This window comes from [Empedobacter] haloabium (assembly GCA_008011715.2).
In the GTDB taxonomy this organism is placed as follows: Bacteria; Pseudomonadota; Gammaproteobacteria; order Burkholderiales; family Burkholderiaceae_D; genus Rugamonas; species Rugamonas haloabia.
In genome coordinates, this window is record CP136508.1 from 4,874,068 (window position 1) to 4,892,151 (window position 18,084).

Genomic DNA, 18,084 nt, shown 5'->3' on the forward strand with positions numbered 1-18,084 from the left:
CACCACGGCCTGTCTCATTTCTGGGCCAGGATCCATTTCACCAGCGTCCGCGCCTCGGCATCGCTGACCTGCGGGTTGGCGGGCATCGGAATCGCGCCCCACACGCCGGAGCCGCCCTTCATCACCTTCGCCACCAGCTTGTTCTCGGCATCCTTCTGGCCGGCGTATTTCGCCGCCACGTCCTTGTAGGCCGGGCCGACCAGCTTGTTCGCGACTGCGTGGCAGGCCATGCAGTTCTTCGCCTTGGCCAGGTCGGCATTCGCCATTGCCGCCTGCGACACGAACGCCGAAGCCAGCACCGTTGCAATCATCATGGAACGTTTCATCGATTTCTCCAAAGTAATCTGCCGGTGATTCTACTCTTTCTGTACACCAGAGCAACCGCGAGCAGCTGATCCTACAACGGCCACGGTTTCATGCGGGTTGACGGGTAAAATGTTACTGCATGTAAAGCTAGAATTCCGTAAGATGGCCGCAAAGGAGTCCGCCATGCCCATCATTCTTGTCATCGTTGCACTGTGCATCCTGCGCTGGTTCGAGGTCTGGCGTTTCGCCGACGTCTCGTGGTGGTGGATTGCCGGCTTGATGGTATTTGCGTTTGTCTGGTTCGAATTCATCGAACCGCTGCTGGGCCTGGACAAGCGCAAGGCGCACAACGAGGACGAGCAGCGGCGCAAGGAGCGCGTGAAGAAAGACTTCGGCATCGGCAAGAAGAAATAACAACGGCCGAGCCCGTGTCCCACCGCGGGGTCAGTCACCAGAGTGAGACACGGGCTCAGCCTTCTAAGCTGACGAGCTCGTGTCCCGTTTTGGTGACTGACACCGCGGTGGGACACAAGCTCGGCCGTTGGGCCGTTTTGCTTGGGCGGACGATCAGCGCTTCAGCTGCGACAGGTCGCGTACCGCGCCGCGGTCGGCGGACGTGGTCAGCGCGGCGTAGGCTTGCAGCGCCTGCGAGACGTAGCGCTCGCGGTTGACGGGCTTCCATGCATCGGCACCACGCTCCTCCATCGCCGCGCGACGGTGCGCCAGCTCCTCGGCCGTGATGCGCAGGTTGATCGTGCGGTTCGGGATGTCGATCTCGATCGTGTCGCCCTCTTCCACCAGGCCGATCGCGCCACCCTCGGCCGCCTCCGGCGAGGCGTGGCCGATCACCAGGCCGGACGAGCCGCCCGAGAAGCGCCCGTCCGTGAACAGCGCGCAGGCCTTGCCCAGGCCTTTCGACTTGATGTACGAGGTCGGGTACAGCATCTCCTGCATGCCAGGACCGCCCTTCGGGCCTTCGTAGCGGATGATGACGACGTCGCCTTCGTGCACGGTGTCGCCGAGGATGCCGGCCACCGCGTCGTCCTGGCTTTCGAACACGCGCGCGCGGCCCGTGAACTTCAGGATGCTCTCGTCCACGCCGGCCGTCTTGACGATGCAGCCCTTCTCCGCGATGTTCCCGTACAGGACGGCGAGGCCACCATCCTGCGAGTAGGCGTGGGCGCGGTCACGGATGCAGCCGACGCTGCGATCCAGGTCGTTCTCGTCATAGCGCTCCGACTGCGAGAACGCCACCTGGGTCGGCACGCCGCCCGGGGCGGCGCGGAACAGCTGGTGCACGGCCGGGTCGTCGCTGCGGCGGATGTCGTATTTCTCGATTGCCTCGGCGATGCTCTTGCTGTGCACCGTCGGCAGCGACGTGTCCAGCAGGCCCGCGCGCGCCAGTTCGCCCAGGATCGAGATGATGCCGCCGGCGCGGTGCACGTCCTCGATGTGGTACTTGTCCGTCATCGGCGCGACCTTGCACAGGCAAGGCACATTGCGCGAAATACGGTCGATGTCGGCCATCGTGAAATGCACTTCCGCTTCATGCGCGGCCGCCAGCAGGTGCAGCACCGTGTTGGTCGAACCGCCCATCGACACGTCCAGCGCCATGGCGTTCTCGAATGCGGCCTTGCTGGCGATGGAACGCGGCAGGATCGAGTAGTCGTCCTGCTCGTAATGGCGCTTGGCCAGGTCGACGATCAGGCGGCCGGCGCGCAGGAACAGCTCCTTGCGGTCGGCGTGCGTGGCGACAATCGTGCCGTTCCCCGGCAGCGACAGGCCCAGCGCCTCCGTGAGGCAGTTCATCGAGTTGGCCGTGAACATGCCGGAGCACGAGCCGCAGGTGGGGCAGGCCGAACGTTCGACTTCCGCGACGTCCGCATCCGAGATGCGCGCGTCGCCGGCCTGGATCATCGCGTCCACCAGGTCCAGCTTGATGATCTTCCTGTCGTTGTTGACGACCTTGACGACCTTGCCCGCCTCCATCGGCCCGCCCGACACGAACACCACCGGGATGTTCAGCCGCATCGCGGCCATCAGCATGCCCGGCGTGATCTTGTCGCAGTTGGAGATGCACACCATTGCGTCCGCGCAGTGGGCATTGACCATGTACTCGACCGAGTCGGCGATCAGGTCGCGCGACGGCAGCGAGTACAGCATGCCGCCATGGCCCATCGCGATGCCGTCGTCGACGGCGATGGTGTTGAACTCCTTGGCGACGCCGCCAGCGGCCTCGATCTCGCGCGCCACCAGCTGGCCCAGGTCTTTCAGGTGCACGTGGCCCGGCACGAATTGCGTGAACGAATTGACGACGGCGATGATCGGCTTCTCGAAGTCGCCGTCCTTCATGCCCGTGGCGCGCCACAGGGCGCGTGCTCCGGCCATGTTGCGGCCCTGGGTGGTGGTACGGGAACGGTAAGTGGGCATGGGTGTCTCCTCAGAACGGCCGATCGCGGCGAATAAGGCAAACAGAGTGCGCTTTCCCCCATCAGTTGTCAAATATATGATTTAATCCTCTGTGATTCATTTCATATATCGGAGGACGACAACCGGATGGCAACCAATATCGAACTGCGGCAGCTGCGTTACTTCGTCACCGTGGCCGAGGAGCTGCACTTCGGCCGTGCCGCCCGGCGGCTGCACATGACGCAGCCGCCCCTGTCGCAAACCATCCTGGCGCTGGAGGACATGCTGGGCGCACCGCTGTTCGACCGCAACCGCCGCGGCGTGGCGCTGACGCCGGCCGGCGAGGCGCTGCTGCCGGAAGCGCGCCGGCTGCTGGCGCAGGCCGGCGAACTGCCCGGTCTTGTGAAGCGCGCCGCCGCCGGCGAGATGGGCAAGCTGTCGCTGGCCTTTGTCTCGTCGGCCGACTACAGCGTGCTGCCGCCATCGCTGCGCGCGTACCGGGCCGCCTTCCCCCATGTGCAGATCACGCTGCAGGAAGCCACGTCGGACCGGCAGATGGACGAGCTGCTGCACGGCCGCATCGACGCCGGCCTGCTGATCCCACCGCTGACCGACAAGGCCAAGGCCGAACTGGATTACCTGCCGGTGCTGTCCGAGCCGCTGATCCTGGCCTCGCCGGCCAACCTGCCGGAGCTGCGCGGCAAGCACGACGCCAGCCTGCGTACCCTGCCGCCGCTGCCGCTGATCATCTTCCCGCGCGCGATCGCGCCCGGCTTGTACGATGCCATCCTGGCCGTGTTCCGCGCGGCCGGCATGACGCCCGTGATCGGCCAGGAAGCCATCCAGATGCAGACGATCGTCAGCCTGGTGTCGGCCGGCATGGGGATCGCACTTGTGCCACAATCGGTCTCCAACCTGCGCCGCCCGGGAGTAGAATACCGGCCGCTGGCGCAGACGACGCCCCTCGTGGAGACGGGCCTGGCGTGGCGCCGCGACAGTATCTCGCCCGTGTTGAAGGGCTTCCTGGACCTGATGAGAAAGAGACTCTGAATGCTGATACATCCGATGCCCGACCCGGTCGCGTTCCACGTGGGCCCGGTGTCCGTTCACTGGTATGGCCTGATGTACGTGCTGGCGTTCGCGCAGTTCATCGCGCTGGGCCGCCTGCGCATCCGCCAGCCGCACATCGCGGCACTGGGCTGGAAGGCGTCCGACCTGGACGACATGCTGTTCTATGGGATGTTGGGCGTCGTTCTCGGTGGCCGCCTGGGCGAGCTGTTCTTCTATCGCCCGGACTGGTGGAGCAACCCGGTCGAGATCTTCATGATCTGGCATGGCGGCATGAGCTTCCACGGCGGCTTCCTGGGCGTGCTGATCGCGATGGCGTTCTGGGCGCGCAAGGCGGGCCGCAACCTGCTGGACGTGTACGACTTCATCGCGCCGATGGTCCCGCTGGGCTATGCGTGCGGACGCCTGGGCAATTTCATCAACGCCGAGCTGCCGGGCCGCGTCGTGGCCGATCCCTCGCTGCCCTGGGCCATGCAGTGGCCGGACATCCGCTATCCGCTGTTCCCGGATCCGGTATTCCTGGAAGGCCTGCGCCATCCGTCGCCGATCTACCAGTTGCTGGTGGACGGCATCCTGGTGTTCCTGATCCTGTGGCCGTTCGCCCGCCATGCCCGTCCGCGCCTGGCGGTGGGCGCGATGTACACCTTGCTGTACGGCTGCGCGCGTTTCTTTACCGAATACTTCCGCACGCCGGATTGGGAAACCACCGTTCTGGGCCTGCCGATCACGTCGGGCCAGGTACTGTCCCTGCCGATGATCGTGGCGGCCATTGCGATGCTGGTGTGGTCGTACCGGCGCAAGGTGTATGGGGCGGCGCCGGTGACGGCTTGAACCCGAGGAGACAGGCCGCGCTGCGTACCAGCCTGTCCCCGGTGTTTCACACTACCCGATCAGCTTCACGATAAAGCGCCACTCGGCCGGCTCCACCGGCATCACGGACAGCCTGCTGCCCTTGGCCAGCAGGCGCATGTGCTCCAGCTCCGGGTGGCTGCGCAATTCCTTCAGGTCGACGTAGCGCCCCTGGTGCACCGCCTTGACGTCGATGCCCATCCAGCGCGGCTGCTCCGGCGTGGCCTTCGGGTCGTAGTACGGACTCTTGGGATCGAACTGGGTGGCATCGGGATACGGCGCGCTGACGATTTCGGCCAGCCCGGCGACGCCGGGCACGGCGCAGCTGGAGTGGTAGAACAGCACGCCGTCGCCCACCTTCATGCCGTCGCGGATGAAATTGCGAGCCTGGTAGTTGCGCACGCCGTACCACGACGTCACCTGGCCGGGCGACGCCAGCACGTCGTCGAAACTGACGTCGTCGGGTTCGGACTTCATCAACCAGTACTGCCTGGCCATCGGCGCTCCCTCGCGAAAAGACGGACGAAAAAAAACGGTGGCGCATCCTTCGATGCCGCCAACCGCTTCGGTACTACAAATAAGGCCCCGCCTGTGCCGCTATGCCGGCATCCCGAACCTTACGGTTCAAGGTGGTCACAGTCAGTTCAACTTCGGGTTCATCGGACTAGCGACGCTCACGCCCGTCGAACTATGTTCCGCAACCGATGCATGTAAATGGTTCAAGGAATATATGACAATCGCGAACACTGCAGGGTGACACGGAGTTTACTCCTCAATCCGTGTGATTGAAAGCCCTAATTCGAATTGATTCGCAATCCAATCAGGTGCTTAGAACAGCGCTTCCTGCGGCGTCAGGGCACTGTCGAGCACCCTCTGCATCGCGGCGATCTTCTGCTGCACTTCCAGCAGCGACATGTCCGACAGGGGTCCCGCAGGCGCTTTCGCCGTCAGGAATTCCGCCGCCATCGACAGCGCCGCCATCACGGCGATGCGGTCGTTGCCCTTGACCTTGCCGGCGTCGCGGATGGTCGTCATTTTCTTGTCGAGCAGGCTGGCCGCTTCGCGCAGGGCACGTTCCTCGCCTTCCTTGCACATGAGGCGGTAGGCCTGGCCCATGATGTTCACGTCCACGGGCGTCATTGCGCTTCCTCTTTCACGGCTTCCTGGGCTTCCTCGGCGGGTGCCGGCGGGGTGATCTTGTCGAGCAACGCCGAGACGCGCTGGTGCGCCTCGCCCAGCCGGTGCTGGTAGCTGATGTTCTCGGCGACGAGCGCGGCGTTGGCCTGGCGCAGTTGTGCATTCTCGCGACGCAGGCTGTGCGTCAGCTCCGCCAACTGTTCGATCTTGTCAGCGAGTTCTTGGAAGTCGGAAATCATCCCGCCACTATAGGGCCGCACGAAAGCGTGGTCAACCGAATACACCCGGTTCTACACTTAATTACATCTTAATGACAATGATCGTGCTGGCAACCTTGCGGTACGTGGACAGGTCAGCTTGCCGCGCCCAGCGCCAGCAGCAGCATGGCGCCCGCCAGCACGCCCAGCGCCGCACCGGCGGCCACGTTGATGGCGACACGCACCCAGTTGGGCGCGTGCAGGTCCCTTGGGAATTTGGGGTGGTACATCACAGCCTCCGCTATAGGTCACTACAACATCGGACAAGAAAGTACAGTGTGCACCCCATTGTCCCTTTTGTCAAAACACAAACGCTGGGCTTGTTGACAGGTGCCGAAAGGCTGGCGCGGGCCAGTCGATACGAAAATGCAAGCACTTTGCAAGCAGTTGGAAGATGTGCAAGCGCGGGCCTTGAAATAGGTGGTAGCCATCCCTATAATTGTTGGCACTCGTTAGTCGAGAGTGCTAACAAAGATTTTGAACCTCACTGTACATAAGGAGTTTTGTATGAACCTTCGCCCTTTGCACGATCGCGTCATCGTCAAACGTCTGGACCAGGAAACCAAGACTGCTTCCGGCCTGATCATTCCTGATGCCGCCGCCGAAAAGCCGGATCAGGGTGAAGTGCTGGCAGTTGGCAATGGCAAGGTGTCCGACAGCGGTCAGCTGCGCGCACTGGAAGTCAAAGTCGGCGATCGCGTACTGTTCGGCAAGTACTCCGGCCAGGCTGTCAAGGTTGACGGCGAAGAGCTGCTGGTGATGCGCGAAGAAGACATCATGGCCATCGTCCAGAAGTAATCCGGCCACCGCACTGGCCCCCCTTAGAATTCAGGAGAACACAAACATGGCAGCTAAAGAAGTAATTTTCGGCGACGCAGCGCGCGCCAAGATGGTTGAAGGCGTCAACATCCTGGCCAACGCGGTCAAGGTCACCTTGGGCCCGAAAGGCCGCAACGTCGTGCTGGAGCGCTCGTTCGGCTCGCCGACCGTGACCAAGGACGGTGTCTCGGTCGCCAAGGAAATCGAACTGAAAGACAAGCTCATGAACATGGGCGCGCAGATGGTCAAGGAAGTCGCTTCGAAGACGTCCGACAACGCCGGTGACGGCACCACCACCGCGACCGTGCTGGCACAAGCCATCGTGCGCGAAGGCATGAAGTTCGTGGCCGCCGGCATGAACCCGATGGACCTGAAGCGCGGCATCGACAAGGCCGTCGCCGCCACCGTCGAAGAACTGAAGAAGATCGCCAAGCCATGCACGACGTCGAAGGAAATCGCCCAGGTTGGCGCGATCTCGGCGAACTCGGACGCATCGATCGGCGAGCGCATCGCTGAAGCGATGGAAAAAGTGGGCAAGGAAGGCGTCATCACCGTCGAAGACGGCAAGTCGCTGAACGACGAGCTGGACATCGTCGAAGGCATGCAGTTCGACCGCGGCTACCTGTCGCCGTACTTCATCAACAACCAAGAGAAGCAAGTTGCCGTGCTGGAGAATCCGTTCGTCCTGCTGTGCGACAAGAAGATCTCGAACATCCGCGACCTGCTGCCGGTACTGGAGCAAGTGGCGAAAGCCGGCCGTCCGCTGCTGATCATCGCCGAAGACATCGAAGGCGAAGCCCTGGCGACGCTGGTGGTCAACAACATCCGCGGCATCCTGAAGACCTGCGCAGTGAAAGCTCCTGGCTTCGGCGACCGTCGCAAGGCCATGCTGGAAGACATCGCGATCCTGACCGGCGGCCAGGTGGTGGCGGAAGAAGTCGGCCTGACCCTGGAAAAAATCTCGCTGGCCGAACTGGGCCAGGCGAAGCGTATCGAAGTGGGCAAGGAAAACACCATCGTCATCGACGGCGCTGGCGAAGCCAATGCGATCGAAGGCCGCGTCAAGCAGATCCGCGTGCAGATCGAAGAAGCGACCTCCGACTACGACCGCGAGAAGCTGCAAGAGCGCGTGGCCAAGCTGGCCGGCGGCGTTGCCGTGATCAAGGTTGGCGCTGCCACCGAAGTCGAGATGAAAGAGAAGAAGGCCCGCGTGGAAGACGCGCTGCACGCGACCCGTGCCGCCGTTGAAGAAGGCATCGTGCCAGGCGGCGGCGTCGCCCTGCTGCGTGCCCGCGCTGCCCTGAACCTGAAAGGCGACAACCCGGACCAGGACGCCGGCATAAAGATCGTGCTGCGCGCGATGGAAGAGCCGCTGCGCATGATCGTGCAGAACGCCGGCGAAGAGTCGTCGGTCGTCGTCAACGCTGTGCTGTCGGGCAACGGCAACTACGGCTACAACGCCGCCAACGGCACCTACGGCGACATGGTCGAAATGGGCGTGCTGGACCCAGCCAAGGTCACCCGTTCGGCACTGCAGAACGCTGCTTCGATCGCCGGCCTGATGCTGACGACCGACTGCATGGTCGCGGAAGTGGTGGAAGACAAGCCAGCCGGCGGTATGGGTGGCATGGGCGGTATGGGTGGCATGGGCGGCATGGACGGCATGATGTAATCATCCGGCCGGCTCCCAGCCAGCAAGAAAGCCGCTTCTTCGGAAGCGGCTTTTTTTTTGCCCATGAAAAAAGGCTGCCGCGGCAGCCTTCAGTGACATCTCCACATTGTTATCGCCTGCGTGCGAGGCCGGCGCCAACGGCGCTGCCCACTCCCACGCCCAGGCCGATGCCCATGGCGAAATTGCCCATGGCAACACCGATTGCGCAGCCGATCGCGGCGCCGAGGCTGATACCGAAGCCAACATAGCGGCCCGTGCGGTCGTCCGGTTCCATATCCATACTGAGTCTCCGTTGTGAGTTGTTGTGCAACCAATATACGCCGAATTTTCGCCAACATTGCCTTTTTTTTCAGCGAGTGTCCCACGCTGGCAACGCTTCCAATACGGCTGAGCAGGCGCTGCGTCGCAGCAGAAGTTGCCGGAAAAATGGGGTCTGTCCCCATTTTTCCGGCAACATCAGACGCGCGCTTCGCGTGCGCCGGCACTGCGGTGCCCGCCTTATCATGTCCTTTTTGTAACTGAGGGACAGTCATGGCAGATACGGTAGGCGACTTCCTGTTGCAGCGCATGACCGCGTGGGGCGTGCGGCGCGTGTTCGGGTATCCCGGCGACGGCATCAACGGCATCATGGGCGCGTTCGGGCGCCAGGATGCGATCGACTTCATCCAGGTGCGGCACGAGGAAATGGCCGCCTTCATGGCCACGGCGCACGCCAAATTCACCGGTGAGGTCGGCGTGTGCGTGGCCACCTCCGGCCCCGGCGCCATCCACCTGTTGAACGGCCTGTACGACGCCAAGCTCGATCACCAGCCCGTTGTCGCCATCGTCGGCCAGCAGAAGCGCGCGTCGATCGGCGGCGACTACCAGCAGGAAGTGGACCTGGTCTCGCTGTTCAAGGACGTGGCGCACGAGTACGTGCACATGGCCACCGATGCGGCCCAGGTGCGCCACCTGGTCGATCGTGCCTTCCGCATCGCCAAGGAGCAGCGCACCGTCACGTGCATCATCTTCCCCAACGACGTGCAGGAACTGGACGCCGTGCCGAAGCCGCCGCGCGAGCACGGCACCGTCCATTCCGGCATCGGTGAGCTGACCCGCAGCCACGTGCCGCCGGCCGAGGCGTTGCAGCAGGCCGCGCGCATCCTCAACGAAGGGAAAAAGGTGGCGATCCTGGCCGGCGCCGGCGCGCTGCACGCGACGGACGAACTGATCGAGGTGGCCGAGCTGCTGGGCGCGGGCATTGCCAAGGCGCTCCTGGGCAAGGCGGCGGTGCCCGACGACCTGCCCTTCGTCACGGGTTCGATCGGCCTGTTGGGCACGAAGCCCAGCCACGACATGATGAACGACTGCGACACCTTGCTGATGGTGGGCTCGAACTTCCCGTACAGCGAATTCCTGCCGAAGGAAGGCCAGGCGCGCGGCGTGCAGATCGACATCGACGCGCGCCGCGCCAGCGTGCGCTATCCGATGGAATTCAACCTGATCGGCGACGCCAAGGCGACCTTGCGCGCGCTGATTCCCCTGCTGGAGCGCAAGGCCGAGCGCGCCTGGCAGGACGAGATCCGCGCAGGCGTCGAGCGCTGGTGGCGTGTGCTGGAGGGCCGCGCGATGAACGACGCCCATCCGATCAACCCGCAGCGCGTGTTCTGGGAGCTGTCGCCGCGGCTGCCGGACAACGCCGTGGTGGCCGTCGATTCCGGCTCCGTCGCCAACTGGTACGCGCGCGACGTCAAGATGCGGCGCGGGATGATGACCAGCGTGTCGGGCGGCCTGTCGACGATGGGCTGCGCGGTGCCATATGCGATCGCCGCCAAGTTCGCCCTGCCCGACCGGCCCGTCGTCGCGCTGGTGGGCGATGGCGCGATGCAGATGAACGGCATCAATGGCCTGATCACGGTGGCGAAGTACTGGCGCCAGTGGGGCAACGGCAAGCTGGTGATCATGGTGCTGAACAACCAGGACCTGAACCTCGTCACATGGGAGGAGCGCGCGATGGGTGGCAACCCGAAGTACGAGGCATCGCAAACGATGCCGGACTTCCCATACGCGGCCTATGCCGAGCTGCTCGGCCTGAAGGGCATCCGTGTCGACAAGCCCGAAGAGGTGGCGGCCGGCTGGGAGGCCGCGCTGGCGTCGGACCGGCCCTGCGTGCTGGAGATGGTCACGGACCCGGACGTGCCGCCGCTGCCGCCGGACGTCTCGCCCAAGCAGGCCAAGGCCTATTTCGCCGCGCTGCTGAAGGGCGACCCGGACGCGCTGGCCATCGTCAAGGCCAGCATCAAGGAGACCTGGGAGGCCTGGTTCCCGCCGAAGAAGTAAGGGGCGCCGTAATTGCTGGCGGCAGGCCTTTGGTTTAGTATGAGGCACCCCAACCACGCAGAAAGTATCGCCCCGATGAGCAAGCCCTCCCGCCTTCCCGCCGTCGCCGGCACGCTTGCCGGCTTGCTGGCAGCCGGACTGGGAGTGCTGTACTTCGCCCCGCATGGCGACAAGGCGCCCGCCCCTGCGGCGACGAACCAGGCGCCGGCGCAGCGCCTGAGCCGCGAGCAGGCGATGGAGCACCTGCTGGCGCTGCCGGAGCTGAAGGCCTGGTCGGCCGCCATCGAGAAGAACTCGGGCGGCAGCCATCACGGCGCCGTCATCGAATACGATCCGGCGCCGCGCCTGGTCGATGGCAAGCCGTACTACCAGCTCAACTTCGTCGAGAACACGCCGCAGGCGGCGGTCGCCTGGCAGGGTTTCCTCGTCGGCACCAACGGCGACATCCTGGTGGAGGACGAGGCGAACGATCAGTTGCTGACGCTGGCGCGCTGGCGCAGCGAACAGCAGCCGATGCAGCGCGCGGCACCGCGGCCGGCGACACCCTGAGGCCAGTACCGTATCATTGCACCATGTTTAAAAAATTATTCGCCTCCTTCGGCGCGCGCAAGGCTTTGCCGGGTGCTGCCGCCCGCCCGTACAAATCGGAAGAACTGGACCTCGTCTACCAGCTGCTGTTCTGCGACGACCCCGACCTCGTCAAGGCCACGCCGGTGCAGGCTTCGCTGTTCGGCGCCACGCCGGACCCGCGCGTGGTGCAGACGATCGGCGAGGACGCCGGCGAGGAAAGCCGCGTGCGCCTGCTGGCCTGGCACTGGCTGCGCTCTTCCGGCCAGCCGTTCGCCTCGCGCGAAGTACTGGGCATCGTGGTCGAGGTACCGCTGGAGGAAGGCCTGGACGCGCTGGCGGCCTATGCCGACGGCAGCGTACGCTACATCAACCATACCGGCCGCGTGGCCGTGTTCGAGGGCGCGCCGGCCGAGGTGGCCGAACAGGGCAAGCGCCTCGTCCACACGGCCATTGCGCTGGCGGTGCGCGCACCGGTCAAGCAGCGCATGGCGCCGCCAGCCCTGGGCGCCGTGCGCTTCTCGCTGCTGGCCGCGGACGGCCTGCACGTGCGCGAAGGGACGTTTGCCGAGATCGCGCGCGACAAGCTGACCGGCCCCGTGCTGCAGGAAGCCCAGCGCCTGCTGGACACCGTCGTCAAGCAGGGGACGTGACGGCCGGCCGCGCTGCCGCGGCAGGCACCCGCCCCACCCACCAGAACGCGAACAGCACCAGCGCTGTCGCCACCCAGCCATTGATGCCGTAGCCGGCGATATGGCCGGCGGCGTCCGTGTGCAACCACGAGCCGCCCAGCAGCGCGCCGAGGCCGGTGCCGATCTGCGCCACCGCCGCGTTCGCGCTGAGGAAGGCGCCGCGCCGCTGCGGTTCCGGCACCGTCGTCATCAGGGCCTGCAGCGGCACGTTACGGCCGGACATGGCGACCATGAAGAACGGGAACAGCGCGATCAGCACGGCCAGCGACAGCTGCGGCAGGTGCGTCATGCCCAGGATCGGCACGATCGAGGCCAGTGCCATCCAGCGGTACACGCGGTGCTTGCCGGCGCGGTCGGACCAGCTGCCGATCAGGCGCGACGTGAAGAATGTCGCCAGGCCGCCGCCCAGGTAGATCCACATGATGTCGCCCGGCCGCACGCCCAGGTTCCCCACCAGTACCGGCGAGATGAATGGAATGATCAGCATCCCGGACAGCATCGTCACGAACGTCAGCAGGAAGGCGCGCAGGTGCGCCGGCACGCGCAGCAGGCCGGCCAGGTCCGGCAGCACCCGTGCCAGCGGCACGGGCTGGCCCAGGTGCGCCCGCAGGGCCGGCAGCACGAACGCGGCCAGCAGCCAGATCGCCAGCGAGAACACCACCAGCAGGTAGAACGGCGACTGCCAGCCGTAGCGCGCGGCCAGGCCGACGCCCAGCGGCACGCCGGCGATGGCGGCCATGCTGAACGACGTCATCACGACGCCGGTGGCGGCGCCGCGCCGCTGCGCTGGAATCAGGTCGCCGATGATGGCCATGCCGATGGCGCCCAGCACGCCGCCCGTCAGGCCGGCGAAGGCGCGCGACAGCACCAGCACGTGGAAGCTGGGCGCCAGCGCGCAGGCCAGGTTGGACAGGTTGAACAGCATGAACACCGTCAGCAGCAGGCGCTTGCGGTCGAAGCGGTCGATATAGGCGGCGGCCAGCAGGCCGGACAAGCCGGCGCACCAGGCATAGGCCGAAACGGCGCCGGAAAACTGCGCCGCGCTGATGGAAAAGGCCTGCATCAGCTGGGGCGACAGCGGCATCATGACCATGAAGTCCATGATGACGGTGAACTGGATCAGGGCGAGCAGCCACAGGACGAGACGCTCGCGGGCGGGGGTCAAAGGTAGGGTTGTCGTCATTTCTTGTTCTTTCATTTGGCGGTGCTCAGGGCTGGGGTCGGACCCGCGGGCCCGCCCCCCGAAACCGCGCCACTCAGTCGAGCTTGGCGATCTCGTCGTGGGCTCGCCGCAGGATGGCGGCGATCTGTTCGCGGCGCGCCTGCGGCGCATGGGGATCGCGCGCGCGCACGATCACGGTCTCCTTCAACTGGTGCATCACGGCGCGCAGGTCGTCGTGGCGGCCGTCGCCGCGACCGGGGCCGCGCCCGCCTTCCACCAGCCGTGCCATCAGGGCATCGACCATCGCCCGGTTCTCGTCCAGGAACTGCTGCCCTTCCGGCGTAATGGAATGCAGCTTCTTGTTGCCCTCCTGGCTGATCGACACGTGGCCCATGTCGTACAACATGGCCATCAGCGGATAGATGGCGCCCGGGCTGGGCGCATAGCCGCCGCCGATGCGCGTCTCCAATTCCTTGATGATCTCATAGCCGTGGCGCGGCTTCTCGGCGATCAGTTGCAGCACGACGTAGCGCATCGCGCCCGAATCGAACATGCGCGGGCCACGGCCGCCGCCACCCATGCCGCGATGATGGTGGTGATGGTGGTCGTGCATGTGGAAGCCGTGCTTGCGGAACATGTGGAACATGGGTTTCTCCTTACGATATATCTTACGTACGATATATCGTAAACGTTTTTCGGCGGAGCGCAAGGGGATTTTTCAGGGTGCCTGTCCGCAAACCGGTGGCGTCCTGGGGTTGGGGTCTGTCCCCAACGGGGACTGACCCCGGTTTTTATCGGGCTGCAAACGGTAACGACTAAAACCGGGGTCAGTCCCTTGCAGGGACAGACCCCAAGCCTGAAGCATTTCGACGGAGCCAGCAAAACTTCGGGACAGACCCCAACGTGGTCCCGCGCACAGTCACCGGCTCCGGGCACCGGCACAATGAGCCATCGACCAAAGGAGGAAAACCATGCGCAAAATGATCATGATGGCCATCGCCGGCTTTATCTGGAAAAAAGTGCAGGCACGGCTGCACCGGACCCCGGCCCGGCCGATGCCGCGCCGTTACTGAGGCGGAACGACAAAAAAGCCGGGGCGCTCGCGCGGCCCGGCTTTTTTCATGGAGCGGTGAATCAGCTGTCCAGGTGCGAAATCAGCAGCCGCGGGCTTTCCTGCGCCGCGCCCTTGCGCTCCAGCACCAGCGCCTTGTTCGATTCGTCCAGCGAGATGCCGACGGTCAGGATGTCGATCAGCAGCAGCTGCAGGATGCGCGAGATCATCGACAGGAACGTCGTGCTGTCCTCGCTGTGATCGACCGCCAGGCACACGGTCGCCTTCTTCGCCAGCGGCGACTGGCTGGTCGTGATGGCGATGACGTCCGCGCCGCCGGCGCGCGCCGTGTCCACCGCCTCCAGCAGCTCCGGCAGCTTGCCGGAATTGGAAATGGCGATCACCACGTCGCCCGGCTGCAGCAACTCGGCCGCCAGCGACAGCAGGTGCGAGTCGCCATACGACGCGGTCGGGATGCGGAAGCGGAAGAACTTGTGCTGGCCGTCCAGGCCGACCACGCGCGAATTCCCCATCGCGTAGAACTCCACCTTCTTCGCTTTCGAGACCAGCGCGATGGCGCGGTCGAGCGAGCGCACGTCCAGCTGGTCGCGGAACTTCAGGATCGCCGACACCGTGTTGTCGATCACCTTGGCCGACAGGTCGTGCGTGCTGTCGCTGACGCGCACCTGGCTGTGGCGCACGGGGATCGCGCCGGTCAGGCTGCTGGCGAACTTCAGCTTGAAGTCGGCCAGGCCGGTGAAGCCGAGCGAGCGGCAGAAGCGGATCACGGTCGGCTGCGACACTTCGGCCAGGCGCGCGATGTCCGCGATCGGTTCGTTCAGCACCAGGCGCGGCTGCTCCAGCACCAGTTGCGCCACGCGCTGCTCGGCCGGCGTCAGCTCATGGTGCAGGTGCTGCACGCGCTCCATCAGCGTGTTGGCGCCACTGCGCCCGCGCAGGTGCTCGGACAGGATCGTCGCCACGCCGTAGAACGCCGGGTTCGGCGTCGTGATCACGTAGGTCGGGATCTCGGCCAGGTAGGACGAGAAACGTCCCTTGGCCTCGAAGCGGGTGCGGAACGGCGACTCCTTGAACCACTCGCCCATGCGCGGCACGATGCCGCCGCCGATGAAGATGCCGCCGAAGGAGCCCAGTGTGACGGCCAGGTTGGCCGCGGCGCCACCCAGCATCGCGCAGAAGCACTCCAGCACTTCCAGGCACAGCGCGTCCTTGTCCTTCAGCGCGCCGGCGATGATCTGCTGCGAGGTCAGGTCGCGCACCTGGCGACCGTTGCGGCGCGCGATGGCGCGGTAGATGATCTCCATGCCGGGGCCGGAGATCAGGCGCTCGTTCGACACGTGCGACCAGGTCTGCCAGGCGTACTGCAGGATCGCGTATTCGCGTTCGTCGGCCGGGGCGAAGTTGTTGTGGCCACCTTCGGAGCCCAGCGTGACGAAGCCGTCCACGGTGGGAATGACGCCCGAGCAGCCCAGGCCCGTGCCCGGACCCAGCACGCCGATGACGGAGTTGGCGGCCGGCGCGCCACCACCCACCTGCATCAGGTCGGACGGCGTGAACGTGGGGATCGCCATCGCCAGCGCCGTGAAGTCGTTCACCACCAGCAGCGTGTGCAGGCCCAGCTCGCGCCGCACTTCGTCGGTGGAGAACTGCCAGTCCCGGTTGGTCATGCGGATGTAGTCGCCGTGGACGGGATTGGCCAGCGCCAGCGCGCCGTGGTTCAGGTTGATGTCCGGATGGTCGGCCAGGTAGCTGCGCAGCAGGGGCACGATGCCGGTGTAGTCGTCGCACTGCAGCACGCGCACCGACTGGTATTCGCCGGGCGCCGTCTGCAGGGCGAAGCGCGCATGCGTGGCGCCGATGTCGGCCAGCAGGCGGGGACCGTCGGCAAACGCGGTGCGGCTCAGTTTTTGGTCTACATCCAGTTGTTTCATCGTCTGCCCTGCCCTAGTGAAGATTTGCTAATGCCACAGAGGCCGCAGCATACCGTAAATAACGCCCACAAAAAAGACAGGCCCGGTCGGGACCGGGCCTGCGGCCTTATGCGGCGTAGCCGTACCACGCGCCGCAAGGCGGCAACGTGACTTCCTCGCCGCGCACTTCGCCCGGCAGCCCGGGCTGCGCCAGCGCCTCGGCGCCGCGCAGCTGCGGCAACGTGAAGCGCACCGTGTCGCCACCCAGGTTGAACAGGCACAGCACGCTGCGCTCGCCCGGCAGGTCGCGGCGGAACGCCAGCACCGGCTCCGGCGCCGGCAGGAACTCGATGTCGCCGCGCGTCAGCTGCGGCATCGTGCGGCGCCATGCGATCAGGCGACGCGCGAAGTTCAGCGGCGAATCTTCATCCACTTCCTGTTTCGACGCGGCGGCGGCGAGATGTTCGGGCGCCACCGGCAGCCAGGGCTTGCCGCTGGTGAAGCCGCCGTTCGGAGCGTCGGTCCAGGCGATCGGCGTGCGGCAACCGTCGCGGCCCTTGAACTCCGGCCAGAACGTGATGCCGTACGGGTCCTGGATCAGTTCATACGGCACGTCCGCCTCGGTGAACGCCAGCTCGTCGCCCTGGTACAGCGTGGGCGTGCCTTTCAACGACAGCTGCAGCGCCAGCGCCAGCTTGCCGAACGCCACCGGGTCCTTGCCCTTGCCCCAACGCGTGGCCACGCGCGGTACGTCATGGTTGCCGATCGACCAGGAGGCCCAGCCGTCCTTGACGCGGCGGTTGAATTCCTCGACCTGGGTGCGGATATGCTTGGCCGAGTGGTCTTCCGTCAGCAGGTTGAAGCTGTAGGCCATGTGCAGGCGGTTGCCGCCGGCCGTGTATTCGGCCATGTAGGCCAGCGCATCGTCCGCGCCCACCTCGCCGATCGAAACGGCGCCGAATTCGTTCAGCACCTGGCGCACGCGCTCGAGGAACGGCACGTTCTCGGGACGGCACTTGTCGTAGATGTGGGCCTGGTAGCCATATGGATTGACGTCGGTGACGGTGGACGTGTCGCGCACCGTGGCCGGCGGATTGCTGCGCAGCTGCTGGTCGTGGAAGTGGAACGTGACGGCATCCAGGCGCACGCCGTCGACGCCGCGGGCCAACCAGAAGCGCAGCCCGTCCAGCATGGCCTGCTGCACTTCCGGATTGTGGAAGTTCAGGTCCGGCTGGCTGGTGAGGAAGTTGTGCATGTAGTACTGCTTGCGCCGCGCGTCCCACTGCCACGCCGAGCCGCCGAACACGGACAGCCAGTTGTTGGGCGGGTTCCCGTCCGGCAGCGGGTCGGCCCAGACGAACCAGTCGGCCTTCGGGTTGTCGCGGCTGCCACGGCTCTCCACGAACCAGGGGTGCTGGTCGGAGCAGTGGCTCATCACCTGGTCGATCATGATCTTCACGCCCACGCTGTGCGCCTTGGCGATCAGGCGGTCGAAGTCGGCCAGCGTGCCGAACATCGGGTCGACGTCGCAGTAGTCGGCGATGTCGTAGCCGAAGTCCTTCATTGGCGACTTGAAGAAGGGCGAGATCCAGACGATGTCCACGCCCAGCTTGGCGATGTAGTCGAGACGCTCGGTAATGCCGTTCAGATCGCCGATACCGTCGCCGTTCGTGTCGAGGTAGCTGCGCGGGTACACCTGATAGATGATGGCTTCCTGCCACCAGGTCGGGGACGATGTCTGGCTCATGTCGATTCCGGTTGTTGAGGGAGAATTGTAGAGAATATACATCAAGCATAATGAATTCTCAACGCTTCCCGGCGACAGCGTAGTTACGCTCAGCCTTT

The 18,084-nt window shown here is 65.1% G+C and carries 19 protein-coding genes and 1 other RNA gene; 8 read left to right on the forward strand and 12 right to left on the reverse strand.

Annotation, left to right across the window (positions count from 1 at the left end; translation table 11 throughout):
- Positions 1-14 precede the first annotated feature (14 nt).
- Positions 15-326: a c-type cytochrome gene (locus E7V67_021370; protein WUR12228.1), complete on the reverse strand. Its 312-nt coding sequence runs from the start codon at positions 324-326 to the stop codon at positions 15-17.
- Between the two features lie 163 nt (positions 327-489).
- Here E7V67_021370 and E7V67_021375 point away from each other — a divergent pair, with 163 nt between their 5' ends.
- Positions 490-720 (forward strand): TIGR04438 family Trp-rich protein, encoded by a 231-nt coding sequence (locus E7V67_021375; GenBank protein ID WUR12229.1) that lies wholly within the window; start codon positions 490-492, stop codon positions 718-720.
- 153 nt (positions 721-873) lie between these two features.
- On the opposite strand, the gene ilvD is transcribed toward E7V67_021375, so the two are convergent.
- Positions 874-2,736 carry a dihydroxy-acid dehydratase gene (gene ilvD, locus E7V67_021380; GenBank protein ID WUR12230.1) on the reverse strand — a complete coding sequence of 621 codons (1,863 nt, stop codon included), beginning with the start codon at positions 2,734-2,736 and terminating at the stop codon, positions 874-876.
- A gap of 126 nt (positions 2,737-2,862) precedes the next feature.
- Here ilvD and E7V67_021385 point away from each other — a divergent pair, with 126 nt between their 5' ends.
- Together E7V67_021385 and lgt are read left to right on the forward strand one after the other, a co-directional pair.
- Positions 2,863-3,765: a LysR family transcriptional regulator gene (locus tag E7V67_021385; GenBank protein ID WUR12231.1), complete on the forward strand. Its 903-nt coding sequence runs from the start codon at positions 2,863-2,865 to the stop codon at positions 3,763-3,765.
- Entirely contained in the window at positions 3,766-4,614 is an 849-nt protein-coding gene (lgt, locus tag E7V67_021390) for a prolipoprotein diacylglyceryl transferase (protein WUR12232.1), read from the forward strand. It abuts the gene before it with no gap.
- A 51-nt stretch (positions 4,615-4,665) separates the two neighbouring features.
- Here lgt and E7V67_021395 read toward each other — a convergent pair whose 3' ends face one another.
- The 5 genes from E7V67_021395 to E7V67_021415 form a co-directional block, all read right to left on the reverse strand.
- The gene (locus E7V67_021395; GenBank protein WUR12233.1) at positions 4,666-5,109 is read right to left on the reverse strand and encodes an EVE domain-containing protein; all 444 of its coding nucleotides are present in this window, start codon (positions 5,107-5,109) and stop codon (positions 4,666-4,668) included.
- Between the two features lie 101 nt (positions 5,110-5,210).
- Positions 5,211-5,390: non-coding RNA, 6S RNA (gene ssrS, locus E7V67_021400), on the reverse strand.
- A gap of 70 nt (positions 5,391-5,460) precedes the next feature.
- Positions 5,461-5,772, reverse strand: coding sequence for a cell division protein ZapA (locus E7V67_021405; GenBank protein ID WUR12234.1), 312 nt, complete (start codon positions 5,770-5,772; stop codon positions 5,461-5,463).
- Complete coding sequence (locus E7V67_021410; GenBank protein WUR12235.1) at positions 5,769-6,008, reverse strand: hypothetical protein; 240 nt, start codon at positions 6,006-6,008, stop codon at positions 5,769-5,771. Before E7V67_021410 ends, E7V67_021405 begins: the two co-directional genes overlap by 4 nt.
- Before the next feature lie 113 nt (positions 6,009-6,121).
- Complete coding sequence (locus E7V67_021415) at positions 6,122-6,256, reverse strand: hypothetical protein (protein WUR12236.1); 135 nt, start codon at positions 6,254-6,256, stop codon at positions 6,122-6,124.
- 277 nt (positions 6,257-6,533) lie between these two features.
- Here E7V67_021415 and groES point away from each other — a divergent pair, with 277 nt between their 5' ends.
- Both groES and groL read left to right on the forward strand, forming a co-directional pair.
- Positions 6,534-6,824: a co-chaperone GroES gene (groES, locus tag E7V67_021420; protein ID WUR12237.1), complete on the forward strand. Its 291-nt coding sequence runs from the start codon at positions 6,534-6,536 to the stop codon at positions 6,822-6,824.
- A 46-nt stretch (positions 6,825-6,870) separates the two neighbouring features.
- Positions 6,871-8,517: a chaperonin GroEL gene (gene groL / locus E7V67_021425; GenBank protein ID WUR12238.1), complete on the forward strand. Its 1,647-nt coding sequence runs from the start codon at positions 6,871-6,873 to the stop codon at positions 8,515-8,517.
- 109 nt (positions 8,518-8,626) lie between these two features.
- On the opposite strand, the gene E7V67_021430 is transcribed toward groL, so the two are convergent.
- Positions 8,627-8,797: a hypothetical protein gene (locus E7V67_021430; GenBank protein ID WUR12239.1), complete on the reverse strand. Its 171-nt coding sequence runs from the start codon at positions 8,795-8,797 to the stop codon at positions 8,627-8,629.
- A gap of 251 nt (positions 8,798-9,048) precedes the next feature.
- On the opposite strand from E7V67_021430, the gene E7V67_021435 reads away from it, so the two are divergent.
- The 3 genes from E7V67_021435 to E7V67_021445 all read left to right on the forward strand — a co-directional run bounded on the left by E7V67_021435 (position 9,049) and on the right by E7V67_021445 (position 12,056).
- Positions 9,049-10,836: a thiamine pyrophosphate-requiring protein gene (locus E7V67_021435; GenBank protein ID WUR12240.1), complete on the forward strand. Its 1,788-nt coding sequence runs from the start codon at positions 9,049-9,051 to the stop codon at positions 10,834-10,836.
- A gap of 75 nt (positions 10,837-10,911) precedes the next feature.
- The gene (locus E7V67_021440) at positions 10,912-11,385 is read left to right on the forward strand and encodes a hypothetical protein (protein WUR12241.1); all 474 of its coding nucleotides are present in this window, start codon (positions 10,912-10,914) and stop codon (positions 11,383-11,385) included.
- 23 nt (positions 11,386-11,408) lie between these two features.
- Positions 11,409-12,056 (forward strand): hypothetical protein, encoded by a 648-nt coding sequence (locus E7V67_021445; protein ID WUR12242.1) that lies wholly within the window; start codon positions 11,409-11,411, stop codon positions 12,054-12,056.
- On the opposite strand, the gene E7V67_021450 is transcribed toward E7V67_021445, so the two are convergent.
- The 4 genes from E7V67_021450 to E7V67_021465 form a co-directional block, all read right to left on the reverse strand.
- On the reverse strand, positions 12,040-13,278 hold the full coding sequence (locus E7V67_021450) for an MFS transporter (protein ID WUR12243.1): 1,239 nt from the start codon (positions 13,276-13,278) through the stop codon (positions 12,040-12,042). The two genes, E7V67_021445 and E7V67_021450, sit on opposite strands and share 17 nt — an antisense overlap.
- 73 nt (positions 13,279-13,351) lie before the next feature.
- Positions 13,352-13,903, reverse strand: a complete 552-nt coding sequence (locus E7V67_021455) for a PadR family transcriptional regulator (protein WUR12244.1) — start codon at positions 13,901-13,903, stop codon at positions 13,352-13,354.
- A 488-nt stretch (positions 13,904-14,391) separates the two neighbouring features.
- Positions 14,392-16,260, reverse strand: coding sequence for a glucokinase (locus E7V67_021460; protein WUR12245.1), 1,869 nt, complete (start codon positions 16,258-16,260; stop codon positions 14,392-14,394).
- Positions 16,261-16,366: 106 nt separating this feature from the next.
- Positions 16,367-17,986, reverse strand: coding sequence for an alpha-glucosidase family protein (locus tag E7V67_021465; protein WUR12246.1), 1,620 nt, complete (start codon positions 17,984-17,986; stop codon positions 16,367-16,369).
- Between the last annotated feature and the right edge of the window lie 98 nt (positions 17,987-18,084).